The sequence below is a fragment of the Brevundimonas lenta genome, from assembly GCF_014196335.1.
GTDB classification, from domain to species: Bacteria; Pseudomonadota; Alphaproteobacteria; order Caulobacterales; family Caulobacteraceae; genus Brevundimonas; species Brevundimonas lenta.
Genome location: NZ_JACIDM010000001.1, coordinates 185476 through 202359, shown reverse-complemented (window position 1 = coordinate 202359; position 16884 = coordinate 185476). Strand labels below are relative to the sequence as shown.

Sequence of the window (16884 nt, the reverse complement as noted above, 5' to 3'; positions counted from 1 at the left end):
TGAATCCCTCGACCCTCGTCCCTCGACCCTGAGTGCGCTAAGAGGCGCCCCATGCCCTTTACAGCCACCGTCCTGACCATGTTTCCGGAAGCGTTTCCGGGCCCGCTCGGCGTTTCGCTGATCGGGACGGCGTGGCGCGAGCGGGGGCTCTGGAGCCTTGAAACGCTTGACATTCGGGCGTTTTCCGAAGATAGGCGCGGCTTCCTGGATGACACCCCCGCGGGTGGCGGCCCAGGAGCCGTGCTTAAAGCGGATGTTGTGGCCCGGGCGGTCGATAGCCTGACCGGACCGAAACGGCCGCTTTTGTACATGAGCGCCCGGGGTCGGCCCCTGACCCAGGCGCGCGTCAAGGAATGGGCGAAGGCGGACGGCATCGTCGTCCTCTGCGGCCGTTTCGAGGGGGTGGATCAGCGCGTGCTGGACGCGCGCGGGTTCGAGGAGGTCTCGGTCGGAGACGCGGTTCTCGCCGGCGGCGAGGCGGCGGCGATGGTCGCGATCGAGGCGTGCGTACGACTGATCCCCGGAGTGCTGGGCCAGGCTGAAAGCCTGAGTTCGGAAAGCTTCGAGGACGGGCTTCTGGAGCATCCGCAGTACACGCGACCGCGGACGTTCGAGGGCCTGGATATCCCGGAGGTCCTGCTGTCGGGCGACCATAAAAAGGTCGCGCAATGGCGTCAGGAGCAGCGGGAGACGACCACGCGGGAACGACGTCCGGATCTCTGGGCGGCGCGCAACGCGAAAGACTGAGCTACCCGCGGGGTTCGCCCCGCCAATTCACAGCTAAAGGGCGCAAAAGCCCGAGGAGAATAGACATGAACATCCTTCAGCAGATCGCTGCCGAGGAAAAAGCCCGTCTGATCGAGACGCGCGCCATTCCTGACTTCCAGCCGGGCGACACCCTGCGCGTCAACGTCAAGATCAAGGAAGGCGAGCGCGAGCGCGTCCAGGCCTTCGAAGGCGTCTGCATCGCGCGCGCCGGCGGCGGCGTGAACGAGAACTTCACCGTCCGCAAAATCTCCTTCGGCGAGGGCGTCGAGCGCGTCTTCCCGATCCTGTCGCCGAACATCGAATCCATCGAAGTGAAGCGCCGCGGCGTCGTCCGTCGCGCCAAGCTGTACTACCTGCGCGACCGTCGCGGTAAGTCGGCCCGTATCGCCGAGAAGCAAACCGCCCGCGCGCCGAAGGGCGTCGCCGTGCCGGTCACCGGCGCTGCTGAAGGCCCGGCCGACACCGAAGCGTAAGCCGCTTCAGGTCGTTGATATGAAGAAGGCCCCGGCGGTTCGCCGGGGCCTTTTTCTTGCGCGGGGGCGCGGTCAGCGCAGGGAGCGGAAGCCGGTCCGCATCTCGTTGACGAGCGCCTCGGGCTGCTCCCAGGCGGCGAAATGGCCGCCCTTGTCGACCCGATTGTAGTGGATGAGGTTCGGATAGAACCGCTCGGCCCAGCTGCGCGGGCACTGGTACAGCTCGTCCCGGAAGGCGCTGATCGCGACCGGCACCTTCACGTTCATCGGCACGAAGAAGGGCAGCTTGTTCTCCCAGTACAGGCGCGCCTCGGAGATGGCCGTATTGGTCAGCCAGGTGATGGTCAGGTTGTCGAGGATGTCGTCGCGGCTGAGACCCTCGGTGACGCCGTCGAACACCCGCGCCTTGAGCTGGTAGCTCTTTTCGTCGTGGTCGCAGAACCAGGCGGCCAGACCGATCGGCGAGTCCGCGATGCCGTACAGGGTCTGTGGCCGCAGCCCCATCTCCTGGGCGTAGGCGAGGCCCTTGCCGAAGAAGGTGTCCAGCCGCTGGAAGGCCCACAGCTCGTCCTCGGACAGGCCGGCCGGCGGCGTGTGCGTCGGCAGGGCGGCGAAGATTTCGGGCGGCACGGCGGAGGGCATGTTGGTGTGGATGCCCAGCAGTTCCGGCGGGGCCAGCACGCCGAGCTGCTCGGTGACCAGAGCGCCCCAGTCCCCGCCCTGGGCCACGACTTTCGTGTAGCCGAGGCGCCGCATCAGCTCGACCCAGGCCCTGGCCATGCGGGGGGCGTCCCAGCCTGGCTTGTCCGGCTTGCCGGAGAAGCCGTAGCCGGCCATTGCCGGGATCACGACGTCGAAAGCGTCCTCGGCCTTGCCGCCGTGGGCGGTGGGGTCGGTCAGCGGCCCGATGATCTTGAGCTGCTCGATGACCGAACCGGGCCATCCGTGGGTGATGATGACCGGCAGGGCGTTCTCGTGCTTCGAGCGGACGTGGATGAAGTGGAAGTCCAGGCCGTCGAGCTCGGTGATGAACTGGGGCAGGGCGTTCAGGCGCGCCTCGACCTTTCGCCAGTCGTATTCGTTCGCCCAGTAGTCGGCGAGCTTCTGCATGGTGGCGAGCTGGACGCCCTGGGTGTCGTCGGGGACGGTTTCCCGTTCTGGCCACCGGGTGTTGCGGAGCCGGCTGCGCAGGTCCGCGAGGTCTTCGTCCGGGACATTGATGCTGAAGGGCCGGATCGCCGTGCTGTCGACCCCCGCCCCTAGTGCCGCCGCGCCGTCGGGCGCCATAGGAACCGTTCCGTCCATGGTGTTTCTCCAGGTTTTTCAGGGACAGCCGGGGAGCGCCGGATGGTCCGGTCGCATGGGAGACCGGCTGAAGCCTTGGACCCGCTTCTATCGACACGTTCAGCCCGCTGGCTTGAACGGATGGGGCGTTTTGGAAGGTTTGTGCCGTTGATCTTCCGCCGTCGGAGACCGATGTTCCGGGCCGAAAGCAGATGCGCCATGGTTCCACCCTCTACAGGACCTGGACATTGTCCCCGTGGGCTCGCGCCCTGGCAGCTTGAACTCGCCGTCGGAGAACTGCTTCGGGAGCCCGGCGCGGACCTGTCGGTCGCGGACATCGCCAACCGGTGCGGCCTGTCCCGCAGCTATTTCGAACGCGCCTTCAAGATCAGCATGGGCACGCCGCCGCACCGATGGATGGTGCAGCAACGGGTCCGGCGGGCCGCCGAACTGCTGGAATGGACCGACGAGAAGGTCTGTCTGATCGCGTCGTATTGCGGCTTTGCGGACCAGAGCCATCTGACCCGGGTGTTCGGGGCGACCATGGGCTGCAGCCCGGCGGCCTGGCGGCGACGGCGGAGAGCGGGATGGGCCCTGGCGGTCGCCGGGCCGACGGGCCGGACGCGACCGGACCCGCACCGGAAAGCGACGCTGACTATCGACCCGGCGTCGGCGAGGGAGGCGGACCTGTGAGCGTCGCAAGCGGCTGGCCGGCCTCGACGAAATAGGTCGACAGCATGCGGCCGGTCTCCGGTCCGATGTCGCGCGCATTGTGCGGCGTGTTTGCAGGGATGAGGAAGGCGTCCCCGGTCCTCAGGGTGACGTCGGCGCGGCCGGCCACCTTCATCTCGACATCGCCGGCGAGGATGTAACCGACCTCCTCGCCCGGATGGATGTGCCAGCCGGATTCGACCCCGGCCGGAATTTCAGTCACCACCTGAACGATCTCCCGGTCCGCGACCGACGACGGCGCGCGCTGTAGTTCGCGGCGGACGAGCCGGCTGGCGAGTTCGTCACGCGCCGGCTCCTGGGTGACGGGACCTGCGGCGAGCGGGGTGAGGGCGAGGGCCGCGATCAGGGCCATCGGGGGGAAGAGCATGGCGGTCTCTCCGAACCTGCGCCCCTATAACAGCCAGTGATCCATATGGGCTCCCGGGATGAACCCGTGGTCGTTGAGCGGCAGGCCCGACCAGTCGCCGATCCAGGGGAGGGCGTGGCCGAAGCCGGCGTGCGGCCGTGCGGCGAGGGCGTCGAGGACGCTGGTCTCCGGCAGAGCCTGCACCGCCGTGTCGTCGGCCGCGGGCGGCAGGACGAAGGCGTCGTCGATGAATTTGTCGCTCGTCTCCAGCGGGCCGGAGGGCGGCGGCGGATATGTCAGGACGCGGGTGGTGTTTCCGGCGATGAAGCGAAGCAGTTCCACGCTTTCGACATAGGTCGAGCCGTCGCGGCCGGCGACGGAATCGACGATGCGGTAGCCGGCCCCCTCGCTGACGATGACGTAGTTCGCGGCCACGCCCCGCAGGTGCACCTCGTCCGTGCCGCCGCCCCCGAACAGCCGGTCGGCGCCGCCCATGCCCTTGAGGATGTCGTTGGCCGCGCCGCCGGTGATGGTGTTGCCCAGGGCGTTGCCCGTTCCGTAGAATTTGTTGGCGCCGACGTAGAACATGTCCTCGACATTGGCGCCCATGGTGTGGGTGCCGACGTGGGCCTCGATCACGTCGTGGCCCTCGCCCGCCAGCTCGACCACGGTGTCGTAGGCGTCGAGAACGTAATAGTCGTTGCCGGCCCCGCCCTGGACCTGGTTGGCCGCCCCCTGGCCGCCGCGGAGAACGTCGTCGCCGCCGAAGCCCAGCAGGGTGTCAGCGCCGAGGCTGCCCGACAGGGTGTTGGATGCGCCGTTGCCGATCAGCACGTCGTTGTGGAGGGAGCCCGCGAGCGCCTCGAAGCCGAACAGGTTGTCGGTCGCGCCCTCACCGTCGTTGGTCGCCTTGCCAAGGTCCAGCCTGGCGCTGACGCCCGCCGTCGCCTGGCTGTAGTCGGCGGTGTCGAAGCCCGCGCCGCCGACCAGGGTGTCGACGCCGCCCCGCCCGCGCAGCAGGTCGTCGCCGCCGCCGCCGGTGAGGGTGTTGTTGAGCGCATTGCCCGTGCCGGTGAACCCGCCCGCGCCGCCGAAGAGCAGGTTCTCGATATTGGCGCCGAGGACGTAGGCGGCGATGCGGGCGTCGACCGTGTCCGTGCCCTGGCCGGCGACCTCGACCACGGAATCGGCGGCCTCGAGGATGTAACGGTCGTCGCCGAGACCGCCCTGAAGCGTGTTGGCCAGGCCTGTCCCGCCCCACAGGATATCGTTGCCGCCCTGGCCGAGCAGGGTGTCGGAGCCGAGCCCGCCGCGCAGGGTGTCGCCCCCGCCGGCGCCGGTGATGACGTTGTTCAGCGCATTGCCCGTGCCGCTGAAATCGCCGACGCCGGTGAATACCAGCCGTTCGACGTTGGCGGACAGGGTGTAGGCGGCGATGCGGGCCTCGACGGTGTCCGTGCCCTCGCCGGCGAGCTCGACCACGGTGTCGACCACCTCGAGCACATAGCGGTCGTCACCGGTACCGCCCTGCAGGGTGTTGGGGGATACGATGCCGCCCCACAGGATGTCGTTGCCGCCTTGGCCGAGCAGGGTGTCGACGCCTGCGCCGCCTTGCAGAAGGTTGGCGCCGGCGTCGCCGATGAGCAGATCGTTGGCGACGGATCCGATCAGGTTCTCGATACCGGTCAGGGTGTCGCCGTCGTTGGCGATTCCGGTGTCGAGGCGGGCCGTGACCGACCCGCCGCCGGAATAGTCCGCCGTGTCGATGCCGGCGCCGCCGTCGATGCTGTCCGCCCCGGCCCCGCCGTCGATGACGTCGTCGCCGCCGCCGGCGTTGATGATGTCGATGCCGCCGGCGGTGGTGATGCGGTTGGCGCCGTCCGTGCCGGTGATGGTGTCGGCGCCGTTGCCCGTGACGACGTTCTCGAAATTGCTGAAGATCTCGCCGAAATTGGTCGAGCCCGTCACGAGGTTGATCTCGTAGGTCCCGTTCCACAGGGCCGTGTTGATGGTGTCGATCCCCGTGCCGCCGTCGAGGATCTCGTTGACGCCCGAGGTGAGACCGGCGTGGATCAGGTCGTCGCCGGCGTCGCCGTAATAGTGACCCTCGCCGCCGGAATGGAGGATGTCGTTGCCGCCGTCGCCGTGGACCTCTTCCTCGGTGCCTTCCCCGCCGTACAGGGTGTCGTTGTCGGCGCCGCCGCGAATGACGTCGATGCCCGTGCCGCCGTGAATGAGGTCGTCGCCGGCCCCGCCGTTCAGGATGTCGGCGCCGGCCTGGCCGAACAGGGCGTCGGCGCCGCCCTCGCCATTGAGCGTGTCGATCCCCATGGCCGGGGCGGAGCCGATGGCGTGGCCGGTGACCGAGACATTCAGCACGAAGGTGTTGTTCGCCGTGAACGTCGAGCCCGGTCCGCTGCCGAACGGCCGGACGTTGATGTAGTAGGTCCCCGCGGCGGGGGCGGTGAAGGTCAGGTAGCTGTCGTAGGACAACTGGCTTCCAGCGGTGCGGGGAAAGGATCCCAGACCGCCGCTGGTCGGAGCTTCGTCGTCGGAGGCGCCGACGATATTGCCGCCTGCGTCCAGCAATTCGGCGACCAGGTCGACGGGGGCGCCGATCAACGAGCCGACGCCGAAGTCGAGATCGATGGTGATGGTCTGGCCGGCGCCGATCGCGACCGCGAAATACTCGCTCTGACCGATGGTCGTCTCGACGATGGCGGTGGTGTGGGGCGTGGAATCGACGCCGATCGTCGGGTTCTCGAGGACGCTCCAGGTCGAGGTGATGGTCTCGAGGTTGAAGGCCGTGGCGATCGAACCGTTGAGATAGGAGGCGTTCGGAATCCAGGTGTCGGTGGAATCTCCCATCACCCAGTCGTCGCCGTCGCCGGCGTTGACGGTGTTGACGCTGGTCCCGGTCGATCCGGGATAGGCGATGACGAAGTCGTCTTCAGCGGTCCCGGTCATCGGCTGGCCGGTGTAGATGTGGCTGATGGGCATGGCGTTCGATCCCTCGCTGAGGGCCGGGCCTCCACCCGGCGCGCGGATGAAAACAACGCATACTGATCAGGCGGGGGCGGGGGGCCTGGGCCTGAAAGGCCCCTGCGCAGTAGCGCAAATTGGGTAGGCCCGACGGGCAGTAAGGCGCGCGGTTCGAACAACACGCAAGCGGAGCCATAAACGGAAAAGGCCCCGGCGGTTCCGCCGGGGCCTTTCGTTCACCTGAAGCCGTGCTCGGTCAGACGATCCAGCCGTCGTGGGCGTGGCCGTCCATGTGCGGGCCGAACATGCCGCCGATGAGCAGCGGCGCGTCCGCGAAGCCATGGAAGCCGGTCTCCATGCCGCTGGCGCCGCCGCCGGAAGCCTCGCCGGCGAGTGCGAACGGTTCGGGCGAAACCAGCGGGCTCGCGTCGTGGGGCAGGGCCGGCAGGATGAAGGCGTCGTCGTCCTGCAGCGGCGAGACCAGCGGCCCGGCGTCCTTGGCCGACAGTTCCGGCGATCCCACGTGGGTGTAGGTGAGCACCGTCTTGGTGTTGCCGGTCAGGAAGCGGACCGCCTCGATGCTCTCGACGTAGATAGTGCCGTCACGGCCGGCGACCGTGTCGACGATGCGCCAGCCCGAGCCCTCGATGGTGACCGTGTACTGGGCCTTGGAGCCCCGCACATGAACCTCGTCGTAGCCCGTACCGCCGAACAGGCGGTCGGAGCCGCCCATGCCCTTGAGGATGTCGTCGCCGATGCCGCTGGTGATGGTGTTGTTGCCGGCGTTGCCCGTTCCGTAGAATTTGTTGAAGCCGACGTAGAACATGTCTTCCACGTTCGCGGCCATGACGTGGGCCCCGACGTGGGCCTCGATCACATCGTAGCCCTGGCCGGCCAGCTCGACGATCGTGTCGTAGGCGTCGAGGATGTAGGTGTCGTCGCCCAGACCGCCCTGCAGCTGGTTGGCCAGACCCTGTCCACCGGAGAGGATGTCGTTGCCGCCGAAGCCCAGCAGGGTGTCCGCGCCGAGGCCGCCGCTGAGGCGGTCGCCGAGCGTGCCGCCGACGAGGGTGTCGTTGAAGGCTGAACCCAGAATGGCTTCGATGGAGACATAGGTGTCGGTCGCGCCGTCGCCGTCGTTGACGGCGCGCATGACGTCCAGACGGGCGTTCACCCCGGCCGCGGCCTGCGAGTAGTCGGCGGTGTCCATGCCGGATCCGCCCTGCAGGACGTCCACGCCGCCGCGGCCGCGCAGCAGGTCGTCGCCCGCTCCGCCGGTCAGGGTGTTGTTGAGGACGTTGCCAGTGCCGGAGAAGGCGCCGGTCCCGCCGAAGATCAGGTTCTCGACGTTGGCGGCGAGGTTGTAGGCGTTGATGCGGACGTCGATCGTGTCCGTGCCCGCGCCCGCCGCCTCGACGACGGAGTCGGCGACCTCGAGGATGTAGAGGTCGTCGCCGGCGCCGCCCTGCAGCTGGTTCAGCGCGCCGGCGCCGCCCCACAGGATGTCGTTGCCGCCCTGACCGAGCAGGGTGTCGGCCCCGAGACCGCCGCGCAGGACGTCGCCCAGCGCGCCGCCGATCAGGGTGTCGTTGTAGGCCGAACCCGTCAGCGCCTCGATGGAGCTGAAGGTGTCCGTCGCGCCGTCGCCGTCACCGGTGGCGCGCATAACGTCGAGACGGGCGTTCACCCCGGCCGCGGCCTGCGAATAGTCCACCGTGTCGAAGCCGTTCCCGCCGGCCAGCACGTCGATGCCCGCGCCACCGATCAGGATGTCGTCGGCGGCGCCGCCGTCGAGGCTGTCGGCGCCTGCGCCGCCGCGCAGGGTGTCGACCCCGCCGGCGCCCGCCAGGGCGTCGTCACCGGCGCCGCCGGTGATGTCGTTGGCGGCGGCGTCGCCGGTCAGACTGTCGTTGAAGCCGGAGCCGATCAGGTTCTCGATCGAGATCAGGGTGTCCGAACCGCCCTGGCCGTCGTTGACGGCCGTGCCGGCCGTCAGATTGGCGGTCACGCCCGAGGTCGCGCCGCTATAGTCGGCGGTGTCGGAATCGGAGCCGCCGTTCAGGGTATCGCTGCCCGCGCCGCCGCGCAGAATGTCCGCGCCCGCCAGGCCGTTGAGGGTGTCGTCGCCCTCGGTGCCGGTCAGCGTCTCGCCGTTTGCGGTGCCCGACAGGCTGACGCCGGTCACGACGGTGCGGTCGGCGAATTGCAGGGCCTCGACATTGGTCAGGGTGTCGACGCCATCGGCGCCGGTGACCGTGATCACGCCGGCGACCGTGCTGATCGAATAGTCGGCCCAGTTGCCCGAGAAGACGGCGGTGTCCGTGCCGTCGCCGCCGTTCAGAACGTCGTCGCCCGCGCCGCCGTCCAGGGTGTCGTCGCCCGCCAGGCCGAAGACGGTGTCGGCGGCGCCCGAGCCGACCAGCGTGTCGTTGTTGCCCGAGAGCTCGAAGCGTTCGATGCCCTGGAAGGTGTCGCCCGTGGCGTCGCCGGTGCTGGCCGCGTTGTTGGCGAGGTTCAGGGTCAGGCCGACCGCCGCGCCGCGATAGCTGGCGGTGTCGATGCCGTTGTCGCCCATCACGGTGTCGGCGCCCACGCCGCCTTCGAGGACGTCGTCGCCCTCGCCGCCGATGAGCCAGTCGTCGCCCGCGCCGCCGCGGGCGCGGTCATTGCCTGCCCCGAGGAACAGCAGGTCGCTGCCCGAGCCGGTGGTGATGTCGAAATGTTCGATGTTCGAATAGTTGACGCGGGTCAGGTTGCCGGCGGCGCCGTCGCGGAACACGCCGCCGAAGCTCTGGATGCCTGCCGTTTCGCCGGACCAGTCTATGACGAGGGTGTCTACGCCGTCGCCGCCGTCGATGGTGTCCGCGCCACCGCCGACGGTGATGATGTCGTCGCCGGCGCCGCCGTTCACGGTGTCGTCGATGCCGTCCTCGGTGTTCCCGGTTCGGGTGACGATGACGTCATTGCCCGAGCCGGCGGTCAGGTACAGCCGCTCGATGCTGGTGACGTCGCTGCCGTTGGCGAGTTGCTGCACGCCCGCGAGATTGAGGTCGAGCGAGATCGCCGTGGCGGTGTTGCTGAAGTCGACGTTCCAGCCGTCGATGCCCGACCCGCCGTCGACGTGGGCCACGCCCTGGAAGGTGGCGATATTGTCATTGCCGTCGCCACCGTTGACCGTGTCTTCCCAGGCGCCCGAGAGGATGGTCTGCAGGTCGTCGTCGCCCGAGCCGCCGCGGATGATCATCCGCTCGATGCCGGTGAAATTGTTGTTGGCGAAGGTGCCCGAACCCGGCGTCAGGCTTTCGCCGACGAACATGTAGGAGGTGCGGTCGCCCATCTCGATGATCAGGGTGTCGACGCCGTCGTCGCCGTGGATCACGTCGCCCATGCCGCCGCCGGCGCCGCCGCCGCCCGAGGTGATGATGTCGTCGCCCGCGCCGCCGTGGATCACGTCGCGGTAGCCGGTGCCGCCGGTCTGCAGGTCCGTGGCGTTGTTGTTGACGCCATACAGGGTGGTGATGACGTCATTGCCCGAGCCGAAGGTCAGGTCGACGCGCTCGACATTGGTCACCGAGCTGCCGCCGCCCATGACGCTGACGCCGGTCATGCCGGCGTTGAGGTTCATGGTCATGCCGCCCGAGAAATAGCTCAGGTCGGCCGTCCAGGTGTCCATGCCGGTCCCGCCGTCGATCACGGCGCCCCCGGTCAGGGTGTAGAGGTCGTCGCGGCCGGCGCCGCCGTACAGGGTGTCGAAGCCGGCGTCCGTGGTGATGGCGTCGTCGCCCGAACCGAGTCGGATGGTGAAATTCTCCACGCCGGTGAAGCTGACGCGCTGGGTATTGCCGGCGTTGCGCAGGGTCCCCGGGGTGCTGTCATAGGGCATCTGCAGGAAGACCGCCGCGGTCTCCGACGAGAAGTCGGCGATCAGCGTGTCGACGCCGTCGCCGAAGGTGTAGCTGTCGTTGCCGCCGGTGAAGGTGATGCTGTCGTTGCCCGCGCCGGCATCGATCGTGTCGTTGTAGTTCCCGGTGCGGCCGACGAGCGTGTCGGCGCCCGTGCCGAGGAACAGCCAGACGCGCTCGACGCCCTGGACGCTGGAGCCGTTGCCCAGGTTGACGAAGGCCGAGGCGGCCGCGTTCAGGTCGAGCGAGACGCCCAGGGCGTTGTTGCTGAAGTCGGCGCGCCAGAAGTCGACGCCGGCGCCGGCGTTGACCGTCGCATTGCCGCGCCAGGTGTCGATGTCGTCGTCGCCCGCGCCGGTGCTCACGACGTCATTGCCGCCGCCCGTGACGATGGTGTCGTTCCCCGAGCCGGTGCGGACGTCGAAGCGCTCGAAATTGGTGAAGTCGACCTGGCGGGTCGGAACTTCGTAATAGTAGCCGGTCACGTCGCCGGTGGAGGGGATGAACTGCCCGGTGATCACATTGCCGGTGGCGGTCGAGAAGTCGACGATCAGAAGGTCGTCGCCGTCGCCGCCGTCGGTCTGATCGGACACGCCGCGCGCTGTGATGGTGTCGTTGCCGCCGAGACCGTTGATCTGGTCCTGGGCGTCGGTGTCGACCAGTACGTCGTCGCCCGACGTGCCGTTGATGGTGGGCATGCTCGATCCTTGCTGGATGAACGCCCGCTCCCCCTTGGCGCTGGCGACGCGCGCAGAGAGACCATCGCTCGCCGAGTTTGACAAGGAGAATCAGCCAGTTGGAGAAAACCCTCCGGCGAGTGTGGCTTCACGGTGCGGTCAGGAGACGTCGGTTGGTCGACGTGCGGCGAGGCCTCTGACCGGGCGGCAGGTCGGTGAACGGGGTGTGCCGTCGCCTACTGCGGGAACAACCGGTTGTTGGCGTCCTTCTGGCCTTCGAGGCTGTGTTTGAGGTCGCGCATCTGGTCGTGGCCGTCGCGGACCTTGTCCCAGGCGCGGCGGATGGTTTCGCGCGTGGTGGCCGAGATGTGGGAGTCCTCCAGCGCCTTCTCGAAATGAGCCTGAACGTGGTCCTCGGTGCTTTCGAGCGCGCCGACGACGCTGAGCTCGTCGCGGAGCAGGGCGTGTTTCACGTCCATGAAGGCGCGCTGGGCCTTGGCGAGGATCGAGCCCTCGGCGTCGGGCTCGCCGCCCAGCGAACGGACGCTGGTTCCCAGCTCCTCGGCGACGCTGCGGCGTTCGACGTCGCGGCGCGTGAACAGGTCGCGATGGCCATCGTCCGACGTCTCCGTGGCGGCCTCGCGGTATCCGTCGGCGCTGTCGATGGTGGTGCGGATCAGGCCGTTGAGGACCTGGATGTCGTGGCGATTGGCGTTCGTCATGGTCGTCATCCCCGTGTGGGAGAGACGAATAAAGCGCATCCCTGCGGCGAAGGTTGCCGTCGAACGTCGTTACAGGCGCGTGCGCAGCGACCAGAGCTCAGGGAAACAGCGGCGCTGGAGGGTCTCGGTGAGGTAGGCGACGCCTTCCGTACCGCCGGTGCCGCGGCGGCGGCCGATGATGCGTTCGACGGTGACGACATGCTTGTGGCGCCAGGTCAGCAGGGCGTCGTCGAGGTCGACGAGCTTTTCGGCCAGCTGGTACTGCGGCCACCAGCGGGCGGTGTCGCGATAGACCTCCAGCCAGGCATCCTCGACCGCCTCGGACGGTTCGTAGGGCTGGCTGACGTCGCGGTTCAGCACCTCGACCGGGATCGGCAGGCCGGCGATGGCCAGTTGCGACAGGGCGTCGTCATAGAGGCTGGGCGCATCGATGGCGGCCTTGAGGGCGGCGTAGGCGTGTGGCCGTTCCTCGTGGAAGCGGAGGAAGCGCGAGTCCTTGAGGCCCAGCATGGCCTCGAAGCGGCGGAACTGGTCGCTCTGGAAGCCGGAGGAGGAGCCCAGCACGCCGCGGAAGCGCAGATAGTCCGCCGGGGTCATGGTGGCGAGGATGTCCCAGCTCTGGGTCATGACCGCCTGGATGCGGCTGACGCGGGCCAGGCTCTTGTAGGCGGGGACCAGATCGCCGCTGCGAACCAGCGACTGCGCCAGGGCGACCTCGTGCAGGATCTGCTTGAGCCACAGCTCCTTGGTCTGGTGGATGATGACGAACAGCATCTCGTCATGCTGGTCCGACAGCGGATGCTGGGCGGCGAGCAGGTCGTCGAGCGCCAGATAGCCGGAATAGGTGATCGAGGAGGGCGGGGCGGCGTCGGTCATGGGCGTCGTATCGCGCGGGCAGGCCGCCGGCTCAAGGGCGCTCAGTTGCGATCGGAGTCGTCGCGGCCGGGGTCGAGGGTGTTGTCGACGCGGTCATCCCAGCCCTCGCGCTCGGACTTGAAGGCCAGGGCCATCAGCGCCCAGGCGAGCCCCACCGTGCCGAGAGTGCCGATCAGCAGGGCGATCCAGCCGTGCAACGGCAGGTCGCCGCCGCCGATGGCGCGCCAGAAGGCGGCCAGGCCCCAGGTCGAGGCGGCCGCGATGAGCGCGGCGATGAGAAGATTGCGCAGCAGGCGGAGCGAGCGGGAGGCCATGCTCCCATCCTACTCCCGACCGCCTAGCGCTGCACCCACTGACCCTGGGCGTTGCGGTACCATTGGCCGGAGCTGATGCGCGGCAGGAGCTGGGTCTCGAACATGCGGGCCCCGGCGACGTCGGCGGTGGTCCCGGCCTGGGTGGCGCTGCGGGCGTAGGCGTCGCGGCGGGCCTGGTTGGTGACCTGTACGGCCGCTGTCAGGGCCGCATCGGACGAGGCTGTGCGGAAGCCGAGGAGGCCGTCGGCCTGCTCGCCGACGACGCCCTGCGCCTTGGCGGCGTCGATGAGCGACTTCTGTTGCGAGGTCTGGGCGAAGGCCGCGCCCGCGGCCACGCCGAGGGCGGCGATGGCGGCCGCTACGACGAAAAGCTTGCGGAAGGACATGATGGGCAACTTTCGCTTCAGAACAGGTTCGGATTCTCGACGAGGAGGTCCTGAAGCTCCTTGTCGAGGCGGATGCGGACGTCCGCGTCCAGCTTGGCGTAGATCTGGATCGGGTCGACCTGCAGCCGGACGGTCGGCGTGCAGGCGGCGGCGCCTACGGCGATGAGGCCGATAAGGGCGACGGCTCTGCGCGTCTTCGCACGGGTCATGATCAGGTCTCCGGAAGATCCGCTGCGATCTAACGCGGTCGATGGTGAACGGGTTCTGAACGGCGAAGGCGGCCGCATCAGGGCGTGACGTAGGGGGTGGGCGTCGGCTTGCCGGCGCGGGCGCGATTCAGCTCCATCAGATCGCCGATCAGCTCGTTCAGATTGATGGTGGTGTCGAGCGTGAGGTCGATCTCGGTGCCCGAAGGGAGCGGCAGCTGGCGGTTCAGGAATTCGCGGCTGATGAACTCGCTGATCGGGATGCGGAGCTCCTGGTGGGTCGGCGGATCGTGGCGGCCGCGGATGCGGAACAGGATGCCCAGCCGGCCCTGGTCGAGGCTGTTGACCTCGGCGGACAGGATGTCGAACGACAGGTTCTCCATGGCCTGGTAGGCCAGGTCCTGGACCGTGTTGGGCGGCACGCCTTCGCCGCCGCCGTCCGCCTGGAGGCCGCTGAGGGCCTCGCGCTGGATCGAAAGTCGACCCGGCTTGATCGCCTGCAGGCTGCCGCCCGTGATGCGGACCCCGCCCTGGGGATCGTAGGTGAAAGGCAGGCGGCCCGAGACGACGGCGTCGAGGGCGACCTTGTCGTTGAGGCCCGAACCGGCGACGACGTCGCCGAGCTGCACGTTCTCCAGCACCACGACGCCGGCGATCGGCTGGTTGTGGTCGAAGGGGACCGCGAAGGGCTCGACCCGTATGACGCCGCCGGCCAGGTCCAGATCGCCGCCCTGGATGGTCACGGCGGACTTGTCGAGGCCGAAGGTCAGGTCGACGTCTGTCAGCGGGGCGAAGGAGTCCAGCCGCTCGGCGGTCAGCACCTGACCGGGCTCGGCCGTCAGGGGGGCCAGGCTGGTGAAGTCGACCGTCCCCTGAAGTCCGGTGATCGGTCCGGCCGGGCTGTTGAAGTTCAGTCCCGGGATGGTCAGTCTTCCGCCGCTGGTGCCCTCGGCGCCGTCACGCCAGTCGACGCGTCCTGCGAAGGAGACCGATCCGGACGCGGGCGAGCCGACGAAGCCGGCGATCACCGGGCTGAGGTCCTCGGGCTGAAGGCCGCCGACCGAGAAGATGATCGAGGGCGCGTCGATGGTCAGGCCGCCGGCCTTTTCCCGCCCGTTGTGCGTCACGGTCATGGTCCCGAGGTCGGTCTCGCCGCGCGACAAGTCGAAGGCGCCGGTCCAGTTTTCGTTCGAAAGCCGTGCGGAGCCGACCGCCGTGACCGGGTTGAAGCGCTCGGGCGTGGTGGCGTCGACGACCCGGGCGCGGGCGACGCGGGCGTCCAATCCGAGGCCGCGCGGGCCGCCCGTGGCGGTCAGCGATCCTCGTGCGTCCCGGAACGACATCGCGAGGAAGGGGGCGTCGGCGTCGACGTCGGAAAGTATGCCGTCGGCTCGCCAGGCGCCGTCGACGACGCTGATCATGGGCGCTTCCGACGGGCAGAAATCGCCCGAGATGTCGGTGACGTCGTTTTCGTCCAGCTCCAGCCGCTCGACCGTCAAAGGCATGCAGCCGTTGGCCACATAGGTCAGGCGGCCGTTGGATGAGGCCAGTTCCCCGCTGGTCGACAGGGTCACGCCGCGGGCCACGTCGAAGTCCAGCGCGGCGCGACCGTCGATCGTCGCCGTGAACCCGCCCGGCGTCAGCCGCCAGGCCGGGATGGATATGGCGGCGTCGGGCAGGCCGGCGCCCGGAGTCGCCGACACGCTCAGGGCGCCGCCGCCGGGCGCGCCACGCACGGCGGCGAAGATCGGGCCCGACGAGGGGCTGACGGTGAGGACGCCGCCGTTGGCCGGACGCAGGGTCGCCGGGCGGTCGAGGACGACCCGCGTTTCGGAGGTCGTGGCGCTGATGGATACGGCCGGTATGTCGACCGCGAAGTCCGACAGGGCGCGCTTCATATCGGCCAGTTCGACGGCGTCGTCGCGCGCGGGGGCGCCGAACAGGGGCCAGGCGCCGCGTGTGGCCCTGAGCGATCCCCGGGCTTCCAGCCGCAGGGCGTTGTCGGAGACCAGATCCAGATCGAGGGCCCCGCGTGCGCCATCGAGGCGGAGCTCGTTCAGTCGCAGACGGTCGGCGGTGACGCTGAACGGCCCCTGGGCCTCCAGCGCCGAGCCGCGACCGCCGACGACCAGGCGGGTGGTGCTGAGAGTCAGGCCGGACGCGTCCAGCCCGACACCCTCGACGGCCCCGGCGTCCAGCACGGCGCCGCCCTCCAGCCTCCAGCCCAGCCCGCGGCTGTCGCGCATCAGCGAGGTTTGCGCCCCGTCGAGCCTGAGACGAAGCGCGCTGGCGACATTGGGGCCCTCGAGCCGGTCGGCGCGCAGATCGGCGTCGGTGACGCCCTCGATGCGGAAGGCCTCAAGCCAGCCCGCGCTTTGACCGGTGAAGGTCAGGTCGGCGACGGCGTCGGCGGCCGTGCGGTCGCCGGCGGTGAGTTGTCCCGCCGTCAGGGCGCCCACGACCCGGACCCAGCCGTCGCCGCGGCGGGCCTTGAGGTCCGGATATGGGAAGTTGCCGGTCAGGTTCAGCTGCAGGGCCTCGCCGGACAGGGCGGGCAGGTTGGCGCTCGATGCATTGGCGGTTCCGCGGATGGCCATCCGGTCGCCGGTGGTGGCGATGACCAGCGTCGCGGCGAGATCGCGCGCCTCGATGTCGCCGCTGCGGAAGGCGGTGGCCGGCATGCGCGCGTTCAGCTGCCGCAGTTCGCCGTTGTCGATGCGCGCGTCGCCCAGGATGTTGGCCGGGCCGTAGTCGGTGTCGAGCCGCACCCGGGCGCCCTCGACCAGCACCAGGGGGCCGCGCACGTCGGGCTGCGGCGGGCGGCTCATGAATTTCTCGATCAGCGGATCCAGCGAGCCCAGCGACAGTTTGCCGCCGCGCACGCTGGCGCGGACAACGGGTCGCACCAGGCGGACCCGGCTGGGGGTCACGCCCAGGCCGCGCTTCGAGAAGGGGGAGCCGATCACATAGTCGACCTCGACCCGTTCGACGGTCACGTCCGGCCGGGCGGGATCGCCGATGCGGATGCGGGCCACGAGCCGGTCAAGCTCGACCCGTTCGACCTCCATGTCGGCCGGCACGCCCTGTTGCTCCAGCCAGCCGATCAGCACCTGGCGCGCAGCCATGCGGCGATTCAGCCAGGCCGCGGCCAGCAGGATCAGAAGGACGCCGAGCACGACCCCGAGGATCAACAGCACCCTGCGTCCGCGCACGCGC

Annotated in this window: 13 protein-coding genes; 3 read left to right on the top strand and 10 right to left on the bottom strand. The window is 69.0% G+C overall.

Going from position 1 to position 16884, the window contains the following annotated elements; translation table 11 throughout:
- Nucleotides 1-51 precede the first annotated feature (51 nt).
- Both trmD and rplS read left to right on the top strand, forming a co-directional pair.
- On the top strand, nt 52-747 hold the full coding sequence (trmD, locus tag GGR12_RS01050) for a tRNA (guanosine(37)-N1)-methyltransferase TrmD (RefSeq protein ID WP_183201962.1): 696 nt from the start codon (nt 52-54) through the stop codon (nt 745-747).
- Nucleotides 748-812: 65 nt separating this feature from the next.
- Nucleotides 813-1241: a 50S ribosomal protein L19 gene (gene rplS, locus GGR12_RS01045; RefSeq protein WP_183201960.1), complete on the top strand. Its 429-nt coding sequence runs from the start codon at nt 813-815 to the stop codon at nt 1239-1241.
- A 72-nt stretch (nt 1242-1313) separates the two neighbouring features.
- Here the strand turns inward: rplS and GGR12_RS01040 are convergent, their stop codons facing one another.
- The gene (locus tag GGR12_RS01040; protein WP_183201958.1) at nt 1314-2546 is read right to left on the bottom strand and encodes an epoxide hydrolase family protein; all 1233 of its coding nucleotides are present in this window, start codon (nt 2544-2546) and stop codon (nt 1314-1316) included.
- Nucleotides 2547-2744: 198 nt separating this feature from the next.
- Here GGR12_RS01040 and GGR12_RS01035 point away from each other — a divergent pair, with 198 nt between their 5' ends.
- Nucleotides 2745-3218, top strand: coding sequence for a helix-turn-helix domain-containing protein (locus GGR12_RS01035; RefSeq protein ID WP_183201956.1), 474 nt, complete (start codon nt 2745-2747; stop codon nt 3216-3218).
- Here the strand turns inward: GGR12_RS01035 and GGR12_RS01030 are convergent.
- From GGR12_RS01030 to GGR12_RS00990, 9 genes are all read right to left on the bottom strand, one after another.
- The gene (locus GGR12_RS01030) at nt 3181-3624 is read right to left on the bottom strand and encodes a cupin domain-containing protein (protein WP_221212176.1); all 444 of its coding nucleotides are present in this window, start codon (nt 3622-3624) and stop codon (nt 3181-3183) included. The two genes, GGR12_RS01035 and GGR12_RS01030, sit on opposite strands and share 38 nt — an antisense overlap.
- 24 nt (nt 3625-3648) lie before the next feature.
- Nucleotides 3649-6603, bottom strand: coding sequence for a beta strand repeat-containing protein (locus tag GGR12_RS01025; RefSeq protein WP_183201954.1), 2955 nt, complete (start codon nt 6601-6603; stop codon nt 3649-3651).
- Between the two features lie 238 nt (nt 6604-6841).
- Nucleotides 6842-11185: a beta strand repeat-containing protein gene (locus GGR12_RS01020; protein ID WP_183201950.1), complete on the bottom strand. Its 4344-nt coding sequence runs from the start codon at nt 11183-11185 to the stop codon at nt 6842-6844.
- 215 nt (nt 11186-11400) lie between these two features.
- A complete protein-coding gene (locus GGR12_RS01015; RefSeq protein ID WP_183201948.1) occupies nt 11401-11886 on the bottom strand; it encodes a PA2169 family four-helix-bundle protein in 486 nt (161 codons plus the stop codon).
- Nucleotides 11887-11955: 69 nt separating this feature from the next.
- The gene (locus tag GGR12_RS01010) at nt 11956-12762 is read right to left on the bottom strand and encodes a tryptophan 2,3-dioxygenase (RefSeq protein ID WP_183201946.1); all 807 of its coding nucleotides are present in this window, start codon (nt 12760-12762) and stop codon (nt 11956-11958) included.
- Between the two features lie 41 nt (nt 12763-12803).
- The gene (locus tag GGR12_RS01005; protein WP_183201944.1) at nt 12804-13076 is read right to left on the bottom strand and encodes a hypothetical protein; all 273 of its coding nucleotides are present in this window, start codon (nt 13074-13076) and stop codon (nt 12804-12806) included.
- 23 nt (nt 13077-13099) lie between these two features.
- Entirely contained in the window at nt 13100-13462 is a 363-nt protein-coding gene (locus GGR12_RS01000) for a YdbL family probable chaperone protein (protein ID WP_183201942.1), read from the bottom strand.
- Nucleotides 13463-13479: 17 nt separating this feature from the next.
- Nucleotides 13480-13671, bottom strand: a complete 192-nt coding sequence (locus GGR12_RS00995; RefSeq protein ID WP_183201940.1) for a YnbE family lipoprotein — start codon at nt 13669-13671, stop codon at nt 13480-13482.
- A gap of 77 nt (nt 13672-13748) precedes the next feature.
- Nucleotides 13749-16865 (bottom strand): intermembrane phospholipid transport protein YdbH family protein, encoded by a 3117-nt coding sequence (locus tag GGR12_RS00990; protein ID WP_343053048.1) that lies wholly within the window; start codon nt 16863-16865, stop codon nt 13749-13751.
- Between the last annotated feature and the right edge of the window lie 19 nt (nt 16866-16884).